Source organism: Tistlia sp. (genome assembly GCF_040905785.1).
Classification (GTDB): domain Bacteria; phylum Pseudomonadota; class Alphaproteobacteria; order Kiloniellales; family DSM-21159; genus Tistlia.
Window position 1 is genome coordinate 52,669 of the sequence record NZ_JBBDQW010000089.1, and the last position, 17,403, is coordinate 70,071.

Genomic DNA, 17,403 nt, shown 5'->3' on the forward strand with positions numbered 1-17,403 from the left:
CCTACTCGTCCGGCAGGGGCGGCAGGGCGAGCAGGTAGGCGGCGATCGCCGCCCGGTCCTCGGCGGTCAGCCGGCTCGTCGAATCCTTGATGACCGGGGCCATGGCGCCGCCCGCGACGTCGCCGTCGGGCAGGAAGCCGGTTTCCAGGAAGAAGGTCATGTCGGTGGCGTCCCAGGCGCCGATGCCGTCCTCCTGGTGCGGCGTGATGTTCGGCACGCGCTTGCCCTCGGGGCCTTGGGGATTGCCCGCCAGCCGCCGAGCCTCCTCCGTCGCGCCGGCGAAGTTGCGCGGCGTGTGGCATTCGCCGCAGTGGCCGAGGTGCTCGACCAGGTAGGCGCCGCGGTTCCAGGCCTCGCCCTGCTCCGGATCCGGCGCGAAGGGCGCCGCGTCGAAATGGAGCCAGCGCCACGCCCAGAGGCCCGGGCGCAGGCTGAAGGGGAAGTCCAGGTCGTGGTCCGGCACGGCATTGCGGACCGGGGTCAGGCTCTGCAGGTAGGCGAAGAGGTCGTCGGCGTCTGCCTCGGTCATGCCGGCGTAGGAGGGGTAGGGGAAGGCGGGATAGTAGGGGCTGCCGTCGGGCGCCAGCCCCTCGCGCAGGGCGGCGCGGAACTGGGCGGCGCTCCAGCCGCCCAGGCCGGTCTCGGGATCGGGCGTCAGGTTCGGCGTGCGGAAGGTGCCGAAGGGCGTCTGCAGCGCCCGCCCCCCGGCCAGCGGCACGGCATCCTCGGCCTCGGCGGTGTGGCAGGTCACGCAGCCGGCGGCGTGCAGCAGGTAGCGGCCGCGCGCAACGGCCTCCTCCTCCGCGGGCGGCTCCTGGGCCGCGACGTCGGTGGCAAGCGGCCACAGCAGGAGGAGAATGGGCAGGAGGCGTGCTGGCAGCCCCATGGGCACTAGTCTTCGGCCCGGAAGTCCTCGTGGCAGGCGCCGCAGCTGCCCCCCAGCTTCTGGAAGGCCTCGAGGATCTGCGCCCGGTCGCCGCTCTGGGCGGCGGCGGGGAAGGCCGCGGCGGCCGTCTCGAAGGCCTCCAGCGCCTCGGCGAAGTCCTCGGGGTTCTCCCAGATCGCCGGCAGCGCGTCGGTCTCCGCGTAGTCGTCGGGGCCGGAGTTTTCCGGGAAGACATCCCGCACCGCCGGCGCGGTCGCGGCGATCGCCTCGGCGTGCGCGGCGACGTGGTCGTAGGAGACCTGCTGCTTGACGATGGCGGCGATCGCGCCGGCATGGCCGCCCAGCGAGCGCATCACCGCGCTGCGGTAGTCGACGAGATTCTTCGGCTCGTCCGCCGCCAGCGCGGCGCCGGACAGGGCGACCAGGGTCGCGGTCAGGACGGCAAGGGGCACGGAACGCATCGTCGGAGCCTCCCCTGTGATTGTCGGTACATGACAGTATCACGGGGCTCGGGGCGTGCCGTTTTGACGATTCCGTGAGCCGCCGGAAACGGGCGTCCGGGCCGCGAGGCTCAGTCGCGCTGGCCGATCGGCTTGTAGGCGCGCGCGTCGTAGCCCTGGTAGAGCTGGCGCGGCCGGCTGATCCGCTGCTGCGGGTCCTCGATCATCTCGGTCCACTGGGCGACCCAGCCGACCGTGCGGGCGAGGGCGAAGAGCACGGTGAACATCGAGGTCGGGAAGCCCATCGCCTTGAGGATGATGCCCGAGTAGAAGTCGACGTTCGGGAACAGCTTCTTCTCGACGAAGTAGGGATCCTCCAGCGCGATCTTCTCGAGCTCCATGGCGAGGTCGAGCAGCGGGTCATCCTTGGCGCCGAGCTCCTCGAGCACCTCGTAGGCCGACTGGCGCAGCACCTTGGCGCGCGGGTCGTAGTTCTTGTAGACGCGGTGGCCGAAGCCCATCAGCCGGAAGGGATCGTCCTTGTCCTTGGCGCGCTCCAGGAACTCCGGGATCTTGTCCTTGTGGCCGATCTCCATGAGCATGTTCAGCACCGCCTCGTTGGCGCCGCCGTGCGCCGGCCCCCACAGGCTGGCGATGCCGGCCGCGATGCAGGCGAAGGGGTTGGCGCCCGAGGAGCCGGCGATGCGCACCGTCGAGGTCGAGGCGTTCTGCTCGTGGTCGGCGTGCAGGATGAAGATGCGGTCCATGGCGCGGGCCAGGACGGGGCTGACCTTGTAGTCCTCCGCCGGCACGGCGAAGGTCATGTGCAGGAAGTTCTCCGCGTAGTTCAGGTCGTTGCGCGGATAGACGAAGGGCTGCCCGACCGAATACTTGTAGGCCATCGCCGCGATCGTCGGCATCTTCGCGATCAGCCGGTGCTGCGCGACCATCCGCTGGTGCGGGTCCCGGATGTCGGTCGAGTCGTGGTAGAAGGCCGAGAGCGCGCCGACCACGCCGCACATGATCGCCATCGGGTGGCTGTCGCGCCGGAACCCCCGGAAGAAGTACATCATCTGCTCGTGGAGCATGGTGTGATAGGTGATGTTCTTCTCGAACTTGGCCATCTCCTTGGGCGACGGCAGCTCGCCGTGCAGCAGCAGGAAGCAGACCTCCAGGAAGTTCGACTGCTCGGCCAGCTCCTCGATCTTGTAGCCGCGGTGCATCAGCACCCCCTCGTCGCCGTCGATGTAGGTGATCGAGGAGTCGCAGGAGCCGGTCGAGGTGAAGCCGGGGTCGTAGGTGAACATGCCGGTCTCGGCGTAGAGCTTGCGCACGTCGATCACGCGCGGACCGACGCTGCCCTCCAGGATCGGGAACTCCCAGCTCTTGCCTGTCGAGTTGTCGGTCAGGGTTGCCGTCGCGTTCTTGCTTTCCGCCGCCACGAGACTCTCCATGTGCCTAAAGGTGGGGGCCTGCCTGCTCGGGGCGCCCTTGGTTGCGGCGCAGCATACTGGGCGGGCCGCCGTCGATCAATTCCATCCGCGCCGCCCGCGGGCCACGGCTCCCGTGCTCGCCCGACGGCAACGATGGCGGGGAACCTAGCGTTCCGCGAGCCGGTCGTCGAGCCGGCCCAGGCTCTCCTCGCGCCCCAGGATCGCCGCGCACTCGAAGATCGGCGGCGAGACGTTGGAGCCGGTCAGGGCCGCGCGCAGCGGCTGCGCGACGGCGCCCAGCTTGACCGCCTCGGCCTCGGCGAAGGCGCGAACCTCGGCCTCGATCGCCTCGGCGCTCCAGTCGCCGAGCGCGGCCAGGCGCGGCCGCAGCCGGCCGAGCAGGGCGCGGGCGTCGGCGTCGAGCAGCTTTCCGGCCTTGTCGTTGAGCGCCAGCGGCCGCTCGGCGGCATAGAAGGCGCCGAGCTCTGCCAGCTCCTTGAGGGTCTTGGCCCGCGCCTTCATGCCGGCCATGCCGGCGGCCAGGCGCTCGCGGGCGAGCGGCGAGGGCGGAGCCTGGAGGAAGCCGGCGACCAGCTCGGCCAGGCGCGCGTCCTCGGCCTCGCGGATGTAGTGGCCGTTCAGGTGGTTGAGCTTGTCGAAGTCGAAGCGCGCCGGGGAGCGGCCGACGCCCTCGAGGTCGAACCACTCGATCGCCTGGTCGGTCGGGATGATCTCCTCGTCGCCGTGCCCCCAGCCGAGCCGCAGCAGGTAGTTGCGCAGGGCCTCCGGCAGGTAGCCCATCTCGCGGTAGGCCTCGACGCCGAGCGCGCCGTGGCGCTTCGACAGCTTGGCGCCGTCGGGGCCGTGGATCAGCGGGATGTGGGCGAAGGCCGGCGGCTCCCAGCCGGCGAGGCGGTAGAGCTGGGTCTGGCGGAAGGCGTTGGTCAGGTGGTCGTCGCCGCGGATCACGGTGGTCACGTCCATGTCGTGGTCGTCGACCACGACCGAGAGCATGTAGGTCGGCGTGCCGTCGGCGCGCAGCAGCACCATATCGTCGAGCTGGGCGTTGGCGACCGTGACCTCGCCCTGGACCAGGTCGGCGATCCGGGTCTCGCCCTCCTGCGGCGCCCGCAGCCGCACCACCGGGGGCACGCCGGCCGGCGCCTCGGCGGGATCGCGGTCGCGCCAGCGGCCGTCGTAGCGCAGCGGCCGGCCCTCGGCGCGCGCCGTCGCGCGCATCTCCTCCAGCTCGGCCTGGCTCGCGTAGCAGTGGTAGGCCTTGCCCTCGGCCAGCAGCTGCCGCGCGACCTCGGCGTGGCGCTCGGCGCGCGCGGACTGATAGACGACCTCGCCGTCCCACGCCAAGCCGAGCCAGGACAGGCCGTCGAGGATCGCCTCGATCGCCGGCTCGGTCGAGCGCGCCCGGTCGGTGTCCTCGATGCGCAGCAGGAAGCGCCCGCCGTGGTGCCTGGCGTAGAGCCAGTTGAACAGGGCCGTGCGGGCGCCGCCGATATGCAGGAAGCCGGTCGGCGAGGGAGCGAAACGGGTCACGGGGCGGGTCACGGGAGGCATGGCCGGCGGGATGATCCTGATGGTGGCGGGCTCGGGCGGGTAGGCGGGGCTGTCTAGCACGGCCCGCGCGGGATCGCATCCCCGGCGGGTTCAGTTTGCAGTAGCGCAGGCGGCGGTCTTCTCCGATCCTTGCGGGCATCGACGGCTCGGCGGGGGGACGGGCGCGTGGTCGCAGGCTTCGCTCGACTGGTCCAGGCGGCCCGGCCGCAGGCGGCGCTCTGGCTGCCGGTGCTGCTCGGCGCCGGCATCGCGCTCTACTTCCTGCTCCCGGTCGAGCCGCCGCTGTGGCCGGCGCCGGCGTCGCTGGCGGTTCTCGCGCTGGCGATCCTCGCCGCGCGCCGGACGCCGCGCGCACCGGGCTGGCTTGGGCCGCTGCTGCTCGCGGCCTTCGCCCTGGCCCTGGGCTTCCAGCTCGCCCAGGCGCGCAGCCTCCGGGTCGCGGCGCCGGTGCTCGAGCGCGAGCTCGGCCCGCTGCGCCTGGAAGCCACGGTCGAGCGGGTCGAGCGGCGCGACGCCGGGCGGCGCCTGTGGCTCGCCGACGCGACGGTCGGGCGCCTGCCGGCGGCGGCGACGCCGGCGCGGCTGCGCGTCACCCTGCGCGGGCTGGAGCCGGCGGTCCGGCCTGGCGACCGGGTCGCGCTGCTGGCGATTCTGCGGCCGCCGCCCGGCCCGGCGACGCCCGGCGCCTACGATTTCGCCCGCCAGGCCTGGTTCCTGCGGCTCGGCGCCGTCGGCTTCGCGCTCGGCGAGCTCGAGCTGCTGGCGAGGCCGCCCGCCGCGGGCCCGCTCGAGCGCATGGTGCGCTGGCGCGAGCGGCTGCGCCAGGCGATCGCCGAGCGGGTTCTGACGGTGCTGCCCGACCGCCGCGGCGCGGTCGCCGCGGCGCTGATGGTCGGCGAGCGCGGCGCGATCCCCGAGGACACCCTGGCGGCGCTGCGCGACAGCGGCCTGGCGCACCTGCTGGCGATCTCCGGCCTGCATCTCGGCCTTGCGGCAGGCACCGTCTTCTTCGCCCTGCGCGCGCTGCTGGCCGCCAATCCGGCGCTCGCCCTGACCCGGCCGATCAAGAAGTGGGCGGCGCTGGCCGCCCTGGCGGCCGCCTTCGCCTACCTGCAGCTGGCCGGCGCCAGCGTGACCGCCCAGCGCGCCTTCGTGATGGTCGGGCTGGTGATGCTCGCGGTGCTGCTCGACCGCAGCGCCCTGACCCTGCGGCTGGTCGCCTGGGCCGCCTTGGGGGTGCTGTTGCTGGCGCCAGAAAGCCTGGTCGGCGCCTCCTTCCAGATGTCCTTCGCGGCGGTCGTGGCCCTGGTCTCGGCCTGGGAGCTCTGGCGCCTGCGCCGCGAGCGCGGCGGCCGGGGCGGCGCTCCGCGGGGCGAGAGCCTGTGGCGCCGGCCGCTCGGTTACGTCGCGGCGCTCGCCTTCACCTCGCTGGTCGCCGGTCTCGCGACCGCGCCCTTCGCCGCCTACCACTTCAACCGGCTGGCGCTCTACGGCCTGGTCGCCAACCTGCTTGCGGTGCCGCTCGCCGCCTTCCTGGTCATGCCGGCGGCCCTGCTGGCGCTGCTCGCCATGCCGTTCGGCCTCGACGCGCCCTTCCTGTGGCTGCTCGGCGCCGGGGTCGGCGGGATCCTGTGGGCCGGGGAGTGGGTCGCCGGCTGGCCCGGCGCCGTGGCCCTGGTCCCGGCCATGCCGGGCTGGGGCCTCGCCGCCGTCGCGCTCGGCGGGCTGTGGCTCTGCCTGTGGCGGCCGCCGGCGCTGCGCCTCGCGGGGATGCCGCTGCTGCTGCTCGGCCTGCTCTCGCCCTGGAGCGTCGCGCCGCCGGACCTGCTGGTCGCCGAGGACGGGCGGCTCGTGGCGGTGCGCGGGCCGGACGGCGAGCTCGCGCTCTCGAGCAATCGCCGCGCGCGCTTCGTCGCCGAGCAGTGGCTGCGCCAAAGCGCAAGCAGCGCGCCGCTCGCCTGGCCGGCGCCCGGCGAGGCCGGCGGGGACTGGCTGCGCTGCGACGGCGACGGCTGCCTGGTCGGGACCGCCTGGGGCCGGATCGCGCTGCCCGAGCGGCCGCTGGCGCTGGAGGAGGACTGCCGCGCCGCCCGGATCCTGGTCACGACGCTGTCGGTGCCGCGCGCCTGCGGCCAGGGCCCGCCGGCTCCGGAGCTGATCGTCGACCGCTGGCGGCTCTACCGCGAGGGCGGCCACGCGATCCGGCTGTCCGCCGCCGGCCTCGCCGTCGAGACGACCCGCGCGCGGCGCGGCAAGCGCCCCTGGGTCCGCCGCGCCGGCCGCCCGCGGCTGCCGCCCTGGGAGCGGGAGGCGGCGGCGGAGGCGGCTGGCGAGGAGTGAGGCGGCCTGGCCGGTGGCGGCACACCCCTCGACGGGCTCGGGGTGAAGCGAATGCAGGGGCGGGGGTCTTGCGGTGGCGCCGTCCGCGACGTCGCCGTGGCCAACCGCCTCGTCAGGCGGCGCCGTCCGGGACGTCGCCCCTGCCGGCCGCTTCGCCCCGAGCGGGTCGAGGGGCGTGGGAGCGGCGGCCGGGCGGCCGATCGGTAGCGGCGGGTCAGTAGCGGCGCGGTCAGTAGCGGCGGATCAGGCCGATCAGGCGGCCCTGGATGGTCACGCGGTCGGGCGGGAACAGACGGGTCTCGTAGTTGACGTTGGCCGGCTCCAGGGCCACCGCGCCCTGGCGGCGGCGCAGGCGCTTGAGGGTGACCTCCTCGCCGTCGACCAGCGCCACGACGATGGCGCCGTTCTCGGCGTAGTCGGTCTCCTCGATGATCACGGTGTCGCCGTCGTGGATGCCGGCCTCGACCATCGAGTCGCCCTCGACCTCCAGGGCGTAGTGCTTGCCGCGGCCGAGCAGAGTCGGCGGCACCTCGACGAAGCTGTTCTCGTTGCGCAGCGCCTCGATCGGCGTGCCGGCGGCGATGCGGCCGTAGAGCGGCAGCGAGTTGAGCTCCCCGGCGCCGGCCCCCCCCGCGCCGCGCTCGCCGGCCTGCAGGGGCCGGCCGATCTGGCGGCGCGGATCGGCGCGCCCGCCCTGGATCACCGCCGGGGCGAAGCCGGCGCGGCCGCTGACGTCCTCGGGCAGGCGCAGCACCTCGATGGCGCGCGCCCGGTGGGCGAGGCGGCGGATGAAGCCGCGCTCCTCCAGGCCGGTGATCAGGCGGTGGATGCCGGACTTGGACTTCAGGCCGAGGGCGTCGCGCATCTCGTCGAAGGAGGGCGAGACGCCGTGGTCGCCCAGGTACTTCTGCAGGTAGGTCAGCAGCTCGTGCTGTTTGCGCGTCAGCATGAATAGGTCCCCTGGGTGCGCGCTGACATCGACGCGAGATCGTGACCAACGGCTAGGATGACGACAGCGCCTCGTTAGAACGAAGCGACAACTCATTGCGACGTTCTATCAATGTTCCAGTGCGTCGTCAAGCCGCGGATCGTAACGAATCTCGACACATTCGGCCTCGCGGCCCGGCTCCGGCCCGTCGCCCCTAGAGCGACAGCAGGTCGCCGTCGAGCGGAAGGTAGCGGACCGGGTCGCCGGCCGCGGCGGGCGGCGCCTGGGGCGCGCGCACGATCAGGCCGTCGGAGCGCGACAGCACCGCCAGCATCGAGGAATCCTGGCGTCCGAAGGGGGTGGCGACCGGGGTGCCGTCGGCGGCGCGCTCGATGCGGGCGCGCAGGTAGTCCTGGCGCCGGTCGTTCTGGCCGAGCGGCGCGCCGAGCCGGGCCGGCAGCAGGCGGTGGGGCGGCCGGTCCAGGCCCTGCAGTCGCTCCAGGATCGGGCGCAGGAAGAGCGCGGCGCAGACCACCGTCGAGACCGGGTTGCCGGGCAGCCCGAGCAGCGGCGTCCCGGCGATGCGGCCGAACAGCAGCGGCTTGCCCGGCCGCATGGCGATCTGCCAGAAGTCGAGCTCCAGGCCGCTCTCGCCGAGCGCCTGGCGGACCAGGTCGTGCTCGCCGACCGAGACGCCCCCGGTCGTCACCAGCAGGTCGGCGCCGCGCGCCTCGGCGGCCAGGGCCTGCAGCGAGCCGGCGTCGTCGCGGGCGATGGCGAGCAGGCTCGGCTCGCCGCCGCAGGCGCTGACCACCGCCGAGAGCGACAGGCCGTTGGAGCTGACGATCTGGTTGGGTCCGCGCGGCTCGCCCGGCAGCACGACCTCGTCGCCGGTCGCCAGGATCGCGACGCGGGGCCGGCGGCGCACCGACAGCCAGGGGCGGTCCATGGCGGCAGCGAGCCCGACGTCGCGGGCGGTCAGGCGCCGGCCGGCCGCCAGGCCGGTCTCGCCGGCGCGGAAGTCGAGGCCGGCGGGGCGCACGTAGGTGCCGCTCGCGACCGCCTCCAGCACCCGGACCCGGCCGTCCAGGGCCTCGGCGTCCTCCTGGATGACGATGGCGTCGGCGCCCTCGGGCAGGGGCGCGCCGGTGAAGATGCGCACCGCCTGGCCGGCCTCGAGCCGGCCCTCGTGGCGGCTGCCGGCCGGCACGCGCCCGACCACGGCGAGCTCGCAGGGCACGGAGGCCAGGTCGGCGGCGCGCACCGCGTAGCCGTCCATGGCCGAGACCGCGGCCGGCGGCTGCGTCGCGCGGGCGACCAGCGGCTCGGCGAGCACCCGCCCGAAGGCGGCGCCGAGCGGCAGCACCTCGGCCGGCAGCGGCGCGAAGGCCGCGAGGATGCGCGCCAGGGCCTCCTCGACGGAAAGCATCAGCCTTTTCTCCTCACGGCGCCTCGAAGGTGCCGGACTTGCCGCCGGCCTTGTGGACCAGGCGGATCTCGCCGATGCGCATGGCGCGGTCGACCGCCTTGCACATGTCGTAGACCGTCAGGGCCGCGACCGCGACCGCGGTCAGGGCCTCCATCTCGACGCCGGTGCGCCCGGTCAGCTTGCAGGTCGCCTCGATGGCGACGGCGTTGCGCTCGGGCGCCAGGGTCAGGTCGACCTTGACCGAGGTCAGCGCCAGGGGATGGCAGAGCGGGATCAGGTCGGGCGTGCGCTTGGCGCCCATGATGCCGGCGAGGCGCGCCACCGACAGCACGTCGCCCTTCTTGACGCCGCCTTCGCGGATCAGCGCCAGGGTCTCGGGCTGCATGACGATCTCGCCGCGCGCCGTCGCGCTGCGCTCGCTCTCGGCCTTGGCCGAGACGTCGACCATGACCGCCTTTCCCTCGGCGTCGAAGTGGGTGAAGCCGGCCATCGCCCGTTAGCTCCCCGCCACGATGGCCGGGGGTTCGGCGAAGAGCGCGCGGGTCGCCGCCGTCACGTCGCCCTGGCGCATCAGCGATTCGCCGATCAGGAAAGCGCGGGCGCCGACGCGGCGCAGGCGGGCGATGTCGGCGGGCCCGTGAATGCCGCTCTCGCCGACCAGGAAGCGGTCGGGCGGCACCCGGGCCGCGAGCCTCTCTCCCGTCTCAAGAGAGACCGACAAGGTCTTGAGATTGCGGTTGTTTATGCCCAGAAGCGAGGACTTGAGGCGCAGCGCCCGCTCGAGCTCCTCGGCGTCGTGGACCTCGAGCAGCACGTCCATGCCCAGCTCCAGGGCCGTCGACTCCAGCTCGGCGGCCTGGGCGTCCGACAGGGCGGCGAGGATCAGCAGCACGCAGTCGGCGCCGAGCGCCCGGCTCTCGAGGATCTGGTAGGGCTCCAGCATGAAGTCCTTGCGGATCACCGGCAGCGTGACCGAGGCGCGCGCCGCGACCAGGTCGGCGTCGCTGCCCTGGAACCAGGGCTCGTCGGTCAGCACCGACAGGCAGCTGGCGCCGCCGGCGGCATAGGCCTCGGCCAGGCGCGGCGGGTCGAAGTCGGCGCGGATCAGGCCCTTGGAGGGCGAGGCTTTCTTGATCTCGCAGATCAGGGAGAAGCCGTCGCGCCGCGCGCCCTCGGCCAGGGCCCGGGCGAAGCCGCGCGGCCGCGGCGCCGCCGCCGCCTCGGCGACCAGCTGCGCCTCGGGGCGCAGCGCCCGTCGCGCGGCCAGGAAGCTGCGCTTGTCGTCACAGATCCGTGCCAGCACATCGCTCACGCCGTGCAGCTCCCCTTGCCTTCGTCTCAGATCGGCGTCTTGCCGTTGGTCGCCTGGACCAGCCGCTCGAGCACGCGCGCGGCCCGGCCGCCGTCGATCGCCTCGGCCGCCGTGGCGACACCTTCCGGCAGACTCGCGACCTTGTCGGCCACGATCAGGGCTGCCGCCGCGTTCAGCAGCACGGTGTCGCGGAACGGGCCGGGCGCGCCGCCGAGCAGCGCCCGGATCGCCGCGGCGTTGGTCTCGGCGTCGCCGCCGCTCAGGTCCTCCACGGCGCAGCGCGGCAGCCCGGCGTCCTCGGGGGTCACCTCGAAGCTGCGGATCTCGCCCCGGTCGAGCTCGCAGACCCAGCCGCGCCCCGAGGTCGTCAGCTCGTCGAAACCGCCCTCGCCGTGGACCACCCAGGCCTTGTGGTGGCCCAGGCCCTTCAGCACCTCGGCCAGCGGCTCGATCCAGGCGCGGTCAAAGACGCCGAGCAGCTGGCGCCGGACCCGGGCCGGATTGCACAGCGGTCCGAGCAGGTTGAAGATCGTCCGCGTGCCGAGCTCGACGCGGGTCGGGCCGACGTGGCGCATGGCGCTGTGGTGGCGCGGCGCCATCAGGAAGCAGGTGCCGACCTCCCAGAGCGTGCGCTGCACGGTCGCGAGATCGGTCTCGACGTCGATGCCGAGCGCGCCGAGCACGTCGGCAGCGCCGCTCCGGGAGGAGAGCGCGCGGTTGCCGTGCTTGGCGACCGGCACGCCGCAGGCGGCGATGACGAACGCCGAGGCGGTCGAGATGTTGAAGGTGCCCTTGGCGTCGCCGCCGGTCCCGCAGGTGTCGATCGCCTCCTCGGGCGCCTCGATCGTGGTCATCTTGGCGCGCATGGTGCGCGCCGCGCCCAGGATCTCGGGCACCGTCTCGCCGCGCACCCGCAGGGCCATCAGCAGGCCGCCCATCTGCGCCGGCGTCGCGTCGCCCGACATGATCACGTCGAAGGCGCGCTCGGCGTCGCCGACGCTCAGGCTCCGCCCGGCCGCCGCCTCGGCGAGCAGCGCCTTGAAGTCCTTCTGGCTGCCCTGCTTGGGTTCGGGATGCGCGGGTTCGGGACGCACGGGGTTGGGATGCATGGGGTTGGGATGCATGGGGCTCAGGCCGCGCTGGCCGGCAGCGGCCGGATGTCGTTCATGCCGGCGAGGCGCAGGAAGTTGGCGAGCAGCCGGTGGCCGTGCTCGGAGGCGATCGATTCGGGGTGGAACTGGACGCCGTGGATCGGCAGCTCGCGGTGCGACAGGCCCATGACGATGCCCTCCTCGGTCTCCGCCGTCACCTCCAGGCAGTCCGGCAGGCTCTCGCGCTCGACGATCAGCGAGTGGTAGCGGGTCGCGGCGAAGGGAGAGGGCAGGCCGGCGAAGACGCCGCCGCCCTGGTGGAGGACCCGGGTCACCTTGCCGTGCATCGGCAGCGGCCCGCGCACGACCCGGCCGCCGAAGGCCTCGCCGATCGCCTGGTGGCCGAGGCAGACGCCGAGCAGCGGCAGCCGGCCGGCCGCCTTGGCGATCAGCTCCAGGCAGATGCCGGCCTTGGCGGGGTCGCAGGGCCCAGGCGAGAGGATGATCCCCTGGGGCGCCAGCGCCAGCGCCTGCTCGGCGCTCAGCGCGTCGTTGCGCCGGACCTCGATCTCGGCGCCCAGCTCCCCCAGGAAGTGGAAGAGGTTGTAGGTGAAGCTGTCGTAGTTGTCGATCAGCAGGAACATCAGGACCTTACCGGACGGAGCTGAGAGAAGGGTGCGACGCTGGCCGCCCGTTTATAGCAGGCGCGCGGCGCGGGACGAAAGATGCCGCCTGGGCGGTGGGCCAAGCGCTTCCCACGGGCGCCCGGGCGCCGTCCATCCGACTCTTGACCTTACAGCGGCTGGAGACCCCATATCGGTGCCATGACGGCGACCCTCCTCGACGACTCCCTTCCTCCTGCCCCTACCGTGGAGCACGACTCCCGAGCCGCACCCCTGAATCCCGACGCGGCGGGCCGGCGCCGGCGCGAGCTCCTGACCCTGGGCGTCGCCGCGCTCCTGACCCTGCCGCTGCTCGGCCAGTTGCTGCTGCCGCTGTTCGGCAGCGAGGCGAGGCTGCCGCCCCTGGTCCAGCTCGCCCTGGCGGCGCCGGTGCAGTTCTGGGCCGGCGCGCGCTTCTATCGCGCCGGCTGGGCGGCGCTGAGGCGCAGCCGCGGCGACAGGGACCTGCTGGTCGCGCTCGGCACCAGCGCTGCCTTCGGGCTCAGCCTGGTGCTGACACTGGCCGCCGGGCCGGCGATGCTGTCCTGGCAGGGGCCGCAGCTCCATTACGAGGCCGCCGCGGCGGTGGTGACCCTGGTGCTGCTCGGCCGGGTCCTGGAGGCGCGGGCGCGCGACCGCATCGCGGTGCGGCCGGGCGAGCGGGAGGCCGCCGACGCCCTGGGCTCCAGGCGGCCGGTGCAGAGGCTGGTCGACCGGATCGGCGCCGTCTTCGTGCCGGCGGTCGTCGCCGTCGCGGCGGCGACCCTGGCCGGCTGGCTGCTCGCCGGCGCCGCGCCCTCGACCGCGATCCTGCATGCCGTGGCCGTGCTGGTCGTCGCTGGCCCCGCCGCCCTCGCCCTGGCGGCGCCGGCGGCGATCCTGGTCGGCCTCGGCGTCGCCGCCCGGCGCGGCCTGCTGATCGCGGACAGCGCCGCCCTGGAGGTCGCGCGGCGGCTCGACACCGTGGTCTTCGACAAGACCGGGACCCTGACCCTCGGCCGGCCGGCCCTGGTCGAGACGCTGGCGGTCGCGCCGGGCGGGGAGGCCGAGCTGCTGCGCCTGCTCGCCTCGGCCCAGCAGGGCAGCGCGCACCCCCTGGCCGGCGCCCTGCTCGTCGCCGCCCGGGAGGCGGGGCTGGCGCTCTCGGCACCGGCCGGCTTCCGGGCGCTCGCCGGCCGCGGCATCGAGGCCGAGGTCGAGGGCCGGCGCCTGCTCGCCGGCACCCGGCGCCTGCTCGCCGAGCGGGGCGTCGGGACCGCGCCGCTGGAGGCGGCGGCCGGCCGCCTGGAGCGGCGCGGCCTGACCCTGGTCTGGGTCGCCCTCGAGGGCGGCCTGGCCGGGCTGCTGGCGCTCGGCGACGCCCTGCGCCCGGGCGCCGCCGACGCGGTCACGGCGCTGCAGGCGCGCGGCCTGGAGGTCGTGCTGCTGACCGGCGACAGCCGGCGCACCGCCGACGCCGTGGCGACCGCGGCCGGCATCCCGCGCGTCCTCGCCGAGGTGCCGCCCGAGCGGAAGGCCGGGGAGATCGCGCGCCTGCAGGGCGAGGGCCGGCGCGTCGCCATGGTCGGCGACGGCGTCAAGGACGCCCCGGCCCTGGCCCGCGCCGAGCTCGGCATCGTCCTGGGCGGCGGCAGCGAGGCGACGCTGGAGTCGGCGCCGGTGGCGCTGCTGCGCGCCGACCCGCTCTTGGTCGCCGAGACGGTCGACCTGGCGCGGGCGATCCGCGGCAAGATCGCCGACAACCTGTTCTGGGCCTTCGCCTACAACGCGGTGGCGATCCCGATCGCGGTGCTCGGCTACCTGAGCCCGGCGGTCGCCGGCGCCGCCATGGCGCTGTCGTCGGTCGCGGTGATCGGCAACGCGCGGCTGCTCGAGCGTTATCGCAGCCGGGTCAGGAGGGACTGATGGAGGGCGTCGAGGTCAACATCGGCGAGGCGGCGGCGCGCTCCGGCGTGCCCGCCCGCACGATCCGCTACTACGAGTCGATCGGCCTGATCGCGCCCTCGGCGCGCAACGCCGCCGGCTACCGCCTCTACGCGCCGCGCGAGGTCGAGACCCTGCGCTTCGTGCAGCGCGCGCGCAGCCTGGGCTTTCCGATCGAGCAGGTCTCGGCGCTGCTGGCCTTGTGGCGCGACCGCGGCCGCGCCAGCGCCGACGTCAAGGCCATGGCCGGGGCCCAGGTCGCCGCCATCGAGCGCAAGATCGCCGAGCTCCAGGGCCTGCGCGACAGCCTGGAGGACCTGATGGCCCGCTGCCACGGCGACCAGCGCCCCGACTGCCCGATCCTCGCCGACCTGGCGGGGGAGGGGGAAGGGCAGAGGGGCGAAGACGAGACCGGAGGGCGCCCGGAAGCCCGCCCGCGGCAGGTGCCGCCGCGCGCCCCTGAGCCTCAGGCCGGCCAGCTTGCCCGGGTCCAGACCAGGGAGCCGACGACGACGACGACGAGGCCGGCGATCAGCAGCTCGTAGTGCCAGGGCCGCGGAGCGCCGCCTGGCTGGTCGCGAGGTGCTTGACGGCGCGAGGGCGGGCGCCAGACTGGCGCGATGTCAGTGACTGCCGCCCGCAGCAGCGTCGCCGTCGTCGGCCTCGGCAGCATCGGCGGCTGCCTCGCCGGCTGCCTGCTCGAGGCCGGCCGGCACGACCTCGTCGCCTGCACCCGCCGGCCGATCGAGCGGCTGGTCTTCGAGCGGAACGGCACCGCCACCGCCTTCGCCCTCGACAGCCTGACGGATCCCGAGGCGGCCGGGACGGTCGACTGGGTCCTGCTCTGCACCAAGACCCACGAGACGGCGGCGGCCGGGCCCTGGCTGCGCCGCCTGTGCGGGCCGGAAACGCGGGTCGCGGTGCTGCAGAACGGCCTCGGCCAGCGGGAGCGCGTGGCGCCCTTCGTCGGCGCGGCCGCGGTGCTGCCGGTGCTGGTCTACGTCAACGGCGAGCGGCTGGAGCCGCACCGCGACCGCGAGGCGCGGGTGCGCCTCAGCCAGGTCGCCGCGCAGGATCTGGCCGCCGCCGACACGGCCGAGGGCCGAGCCCTGGCCGCGCTCTTCGAGGGCACCGCGCTACGCGTCGCGCTCAGCGCGGACCTGACGACGCTGCTCTGGCGCAAGCTGCTGCTCAACGCCGCCGCCAATCCGATCTCGGCCCTGGCCCGCCGGCGCCAGGCGGTGTTCCGCCGGCCCGACGTCCAGGACCTGGCCCTGGCGGTGCTGCGCGAGGCGGTGGCGGTCGGGCGCGCCGAGGGCGCCGCGCTCGGCGAGGACGAGGCCGAGCGCACCCTGGCGACCCTGCTGGGCTACCCACCGGAGACCGGCACCTCGATGTACTTCGACGCGCTCGCCGGGCGCGGCCTGGAGGTCGAGGCCCTGACCGGCGCCCTGGTCGCCGCCGGCGCGCGCCACGGCGTCGCGACGCCGCTCAACGACGCCCTGCTGACCCTGCTGCGCGCGCTCGGGGAGGGCGAGGCGGGCGGAGCCGCCTGAGCCGCCTGAGCCGCCTGAGCCGGCCGCCCGCCACCGCCGATTGTCCGTGGGGCGGCGCCGGCTTTGTGCTAAAGGGCGGGGCGTGGTAAGCGTCACCCGAGGCGGCGCGCCCTGCATCCCCCCTTTTCAGGAGAAGGCCGCCCATGCTCGAGAACCCAGAGACGATCCTCACGCCCTTCCTGATCTTCGCCCTGGTCGTCGCCGTCGTCGCGATCCTGATCATCTACTCCGGCATCAAGACGGTGCCGCAGGGCGAGAACTGGACGGTCGAGCGCTTCGGCCGCTACACCCGCACCCTGGGCTCGGGCCTGCGCCTGATCGTGCCCTTCGTCGACCGCATCGGCCGCAAGCTCTCGATCATGGAGCAGGTGCTCGACGTGCCCGAGCAGACCGTGATCACCAAGGACAACGCCGCCGTGATCGCCGACGGCGTCGTCTTCTTCCGGGTCGACGACACCGCGCGCGCCGCCTACCAGGTGCAGAACCTGGAGCAGGCCATCGTCAATCTGACGACGACCAACCTGCGCAGCGTGATCGGCTCGATGGACCTCGACGACACCCTCTCGAAGCGTTCCGAGATCAACGAGATCCTGATGGTGATCATCGACGAGGCGACCAATCCCTGGGGCGCCAAGATCATGCGCATCGAGATCCGCGACCTGCGCATGTCGGACGACATCCAGGCCGCCATGAACCTGCAGATGACTGCCGAGCGCCGGCGCCGCGCCTCGGTGACCGAGGCCAACGGCCTGCGCGAGGCCGAGATCCTCAAGGCCCAGGGCGAGCGCGAGGCCCAGATCCTGCGCGCCCAGGGCCTGCGCGAGGCCGCCTTCCTGGAGGCCGAGGCCCGCGAGCGCGCCGCCGAGGCCGACGCCAAGGCGACCGAGGTCGTGTCCAAGGCGATCGCCGAGGGCGACATCCAGGCCGTGCAGTTCTTCCTCGGCCAGAAGTACGTCGAGGCCCTGCAGGAGATCGGCGCCTCGGAGAACTCCAAGCTGGTGCTGATGCCGCTGGAGGCCGCCGGCATCACCGGCTCGATCGCCGGCATCGGCGAGCTGCTGAAGCACATGGGCCGGCCGGACGCCGGCCCGGCAGGCGCCGGCGGGCCGTGGGGCGGGCCGGGCAAGCCGTGAGACCGCCGGTCGAGCGGGGTGTGGAGGCGCGCGAAAGCAGGGCCGAGAATCTGCTTCGTCCCGAGCTTGTCGAGGGGCGTGGGGGCGCCAACGCCCAGGCAGGGGAACGGGGAGGGGCGCCCACGCCATGATCGAGCAGCTCTTCGACTTCACCTGGGGCTGGATCATTGCCGGCGTCGTCATCGCCGGCCTGGAGATCCTGATCCCGGGCGTGTTCCTGCTGTGGATCGGTCTCGGGGCGCTCGCGGTCGGCCTGCTGCTGTCGCTCTTCCCGGACCTGCCGGTGGCTTGGCAGTCCCTGGTCTTCGCCGTCGCCATGCTGGCCTCGCTCGGCCTCGGCTTCTGGCTCCAGCGGCGCAGCGGCAGCCCCGCCGACCACGGCTTCCTCAACCGCGAGACCGAGGCCATGGTCGGCCAGCGCTACCTCGCGCTCACCGCCTTCGTCGCCGGCCGCGGCCGCATCACCGTCCAGGACAGCAGCTTCGCCGCCCTCAGCGACGAGCCGATCGCCGCCGGCGAGCTGGTCGAGGTCGTGGCGATCGTCGAGGGCAAGCCGAAGGTCGCGAAGGCGGCGCAGGGGTAGGGGGCGTCCCCGGAGAGCGCCCACGCCCCTCGACGAGCTCGGGACGAAGCAGAGGCAGGTGCTAAAGGATGCTTCGTCCCGAGATGGCGTAATCGGGCTGATCTTGGTGGGGAGC

The 17,403-nt window shown here is 74.1% G+C and carries 16 protein-coding genes; 6 read left to right on the forward strand and 10 right to left on the reverse strand.

What is annotated here, in order from left to right:
- Position 1 precedes the first annotated feature (1 nt).
- The 4 genes from WD341_RS20475 to gltX all read right to left on the reverse strand — a co-directional run bounded on the left by WD341_RS20475 (position 2) and on the right by gltX (position 4,331).
- On the reverse strand, positions 2-886 hold the full coding sequence (locus tag WD341_RS20475; RefSeq protein WP_368427349.1) for a cytochrome c: 885 nt from the start codon (positions 884-886) through the stop codon (positions 2-4).
- A gap of 5 nt (positions 887-891) precedes the next feature.
- Complete coding sequence (locus tag WD341_RS20480; RefSeq protein WP_368427350.1) at positions 892-1,347, reverse strand: cytochrome c; 456 nt, start codon at positions 1,345-1,347, stop codon at positions 892-894.
- Between the two features lie 110 nt (positions 1,348-1,457).
- Positions 1,458-2,780 carry a citrate synthase gene (gene gltA, locus WD341_RS20485; protein WP_368427351.1) on the reverse strand — a complete coding sequence of 441 codons (1,323 nt, stop codon included), beginning with the start codon at positions 2,778-2,780 and terminating at the stop codon, positions 1,458-1,460.
- Between the two features lie 144 nt (positions 2,781-2,924).
- Positions 2,925-4,331, reverse strand: a complete 1,407-nt coding sequence (gene gltX, locus WD341_RS20490) for a glutamate--tRNA ligase (RefSeq protein ID WP_368427352.1) — start codon at positions 4,329-4,331, stop codon at positions 2,925-2,927.
- Positions 4,332-4,496: 165 nt separating this feature from the next.
- Here gltX and WD341_RS20495 point away from each other — a divergent pair, with 165 nt between their 5' ends.
- On the forward strand, positions 4,497-6,671 hold the full coding sequence (locus WD341_RS20495; protein ID WP_368427353.1) for a ComEC/Rec2 family competence protein: 2,175 nt from the start codon (positions 4,497-4,499) through the stop codon (positions 6,669-6,671).
- Between the two features lie 229 nt (positions 6,672-6,900).
- On the opposite strand, the gene lexA is transcribed toward WD341_RS20495, so the two are convergent.
- The 6 genes from lexA to WD341_RS20525 all read right to left on the reverse strand — a co-directional run bounded on the left by lexA (position 6,901) and on the right by WD341_RS20525 (position 12,075).
- Positions 6,901-7,620: a transcriptional repressor LexA gene (gene lexA / locus WD341_RS20500; RefSeq protein WP_368427354.1), complete on the reverse strand. Its 720-nt coding sequence runs from the start codon at positions 7,618-7,620 to the stop codon at positions 6,901-6,903.
- Between the two features lie 193 nt (positions 7,621-7,813).
- Positions 7,814-9,028 carry a gephyrin-like molybdotransferase Glp gene (glp, locus tag WD341_RS20505; protein WP_368427355.1) on the reverse strand — a complete coding sequence of 405 codons (1,215 nt, stop codon included), beginning with the start codon at positions 9,026-9,028 and terminating at the stop codon, positions 7,814-7,816.
- 13 nt (positions 9,029-9,041) lie between these two features.
- Positions 9,042-9,518, reverse strand: a complete 477-nt coding sequence (moaC, locus tag WD341_RS20510) for a cyclic pyranopterin monophosphate synthase MoaC (protein ID WP_368427356.1) — start codon at positions 9,516-9,518, stop codon at positions 9,042-9,044.
- Positions 9,519-9,524: 6 nt separating this feature from the next.
- Positions 9,525-10,340 carry an indole-3-glycerol phosphate synthase TrpC gene (gene trpC, locus WD341_RS20515; protein WP_368427357.1) on the reverse strand — a complete coding sequence of 272 codons (816 nt, stop codon included), beginning with the start codon at positions 10,338-10,340 and terminating at the stop codon, positions 9,525-9,527.
- Positions 10,341-10,366: 26 nt separating this feature from the next.
- A complete protein-coding gene (gene trpD / locus WD341_RS20520; protein WP_368427358.1) occupies positions 10,367-11,449 on the reverse strand; it encodes an anthranilate phosphoribosyltransferase in 1,083 nt (360 codons plus the stop codon).
- A 20-nt stretch (positions 11,450-11,469) separates the two neighbouring features.
- Positions 11,470-12,075: an aminodeoxychorismate/anthranilate synthase component II gene (locus WD341_RS20525; protein ID WP_368427359.1), complete on the reverse strand. Its 606-nt coding sequence runs from the start codon at positions 12,073-12,075 to the stop codon at positions 11,470-11,472.
- Between the two features lie 180 nt (positions 12,076-12,255).
- On the opposite strand from WD341_RS20525, the gene WD341_RS20530 reads away from it, so the two are divergent.
- The 5 genes from WD341_RS20530 to WD341_RS20550 all read left to right on the forward strand — a co-directional run bounded on the left by WD341_RS20530 (position 12,256) and on the right by WD341_RS20550 (position 17,288).
- Positions 12,256-13,998, forward strand: a complete 1,743-nt coding sequence (locus tag WD341_RS20530) for a heavy metal translocating P-type ATPase (protein ID WP_368427360.1) — start codon at positions 12,256-12,258, stop codon at positions 13,996-13,998.
- Positions 13,998-14,561 (forward strand): Cu(I)-responsive transcriptional regulator, encoded by a 564-nt coding sequence (gene cueR / locus WD341_RS20535; protein ID WP_368427361.1) that lies wholly within the window; start codon positions 13,998-14,000, stop codon positions 14,559-14,561. Before WD341_RS20530 ends, cueR begins: the two co-directional genes overlap by 1 nt.
- Positions 14,562-14,636: 75 nt before the next feature.
- On the forward strand, positions 14,637-15,572 hold the full coding sequence (locus WD341_RS20540) for a 2-dehydropantoate 2-reductase (protein WP_368427362.1): 936 nt from the start codon (positions 14,637-14,639) through the stop codon (positions 15,570-15,572).
- Positions 15,573-15,715: 143 nt separating this feature from the next.
- Positions 15,716-16,705 (forward strand): SPFH domain-containing protein, encoded by a 990-nt coding sequence (locus WD341_RS20545; RefSeq protein ID WP_368427363.1) that lies wholly within the window; start codon positions 15,716-15,718, stop codon positions 16,703-16,705.
- Between the two features lie 127 nt (positions 16,706-16,832).
- Entirely contained in the window at positions 16,833-17,288 is a 456-nt protein-coding gene (locus WD341_RS20550; protein ID WP_368427364.1) for an NfeD family protein, read from the forward strand.
- Positions 17,289-17,403: the final 115 nt, after the last annotated feature.

Bases quoted from the DNA above. Each gene is read 5' to 3' on its own strand.
- WD341_RS20475 (WP_368427349.1), bottom strand. From the start codon at position 886: ATGGGGCTGCCAGCACGCCTCCTGCCCATTCTCCTCCTGCTGTGGCCG.
- WD341_RS20480 (WP_368427350.1), bottom strand. From the start codon at position 1,347: ATGCGTTCCGTGCCCCTTGCCGTCCTGACCGCGACCCTGGTCGCCCTG.
- gltA (WP_368427351.1), bottom strand. From the start codon at position 2,780: ATGGAGAGTCTCGTGGCGGCGGAAAGCAAGAACGCGACGGCAACCCTG.
- gltX (WP_368427352.1), bottom strand. From the start codon at position 4,331: ATGCCTCCCGTGACCCGCCCCGTGACCCGTTTCGCTCCCTCGCCGACC.
- lexA (WP_368427354.1), bottom strand. From the start codon at position 7,620: ATGCTGACGCGCAAACAGCACGAGCTGCTGACCTACCTGCAGAAGTAC.
- glp (WP_368427355.1), bottom strand. From the start codon at position 9,028: ATGCTTTCCGTCGAGGAGGCCCTGGCGCGCATCCTCGCGGCCTTCGCG.
- moaC (WP_368427356.1), bottom strand. From the start codon at position 9,518: ATGGCCGGCTTCACCCACTTCGACGCCGAGGGAAAGGCGGTCATGGTC.
- trpD (WP_368427358.1), bottom strand. From the start codon at position 11,449: ATGCATCCCAACCCCGTGCGTCCCGAACCCGCGCATCCCGAACCCAAG.
- WD341_RS20525 (WP_368427359.1), bottom strand. From the start codon at position 12,075: ATGTTCCTGCTGATCGACAACTACGACAGCTTCACCTACAACCTCTTC.
- WD341_RS20530 (WP_368427360.1), top strand. From the start codon at position 12,256: ATGACGGCGACCCTCCTCGACGACTCCCTTCCTCCTGCCCCTACCGTG.
- cueR (WP_368427361.1), top strand. From the start codon at position 13,998: ATGGAGGGCGTCGAGGTCAACATCGGCGAGGCGGCGGCGCGCTCCGGC.
- WD341_RS20540 (WP_368427362.1), top strand. From the start codon at position 14,637: ATGTCAGTGACTGCCGCCCGCAGCAGCGTCGCCGTCGTCGGCCTCGGC.
- WD341_RS20545 (WP_368427363.1), top strand. From the start codon at position 15,716: ATGCTCGAGAACCCAGAGACGATCCTCACGCCCTTCCTGATCTTCGCC.
- WD341_RS20550 (WP_368427364.1), top strand. From the start codon at position 16,833: ATGATCGAGCAGCTCTTCGACTTCACCTGGGGCTGGATCATTGCCGGC.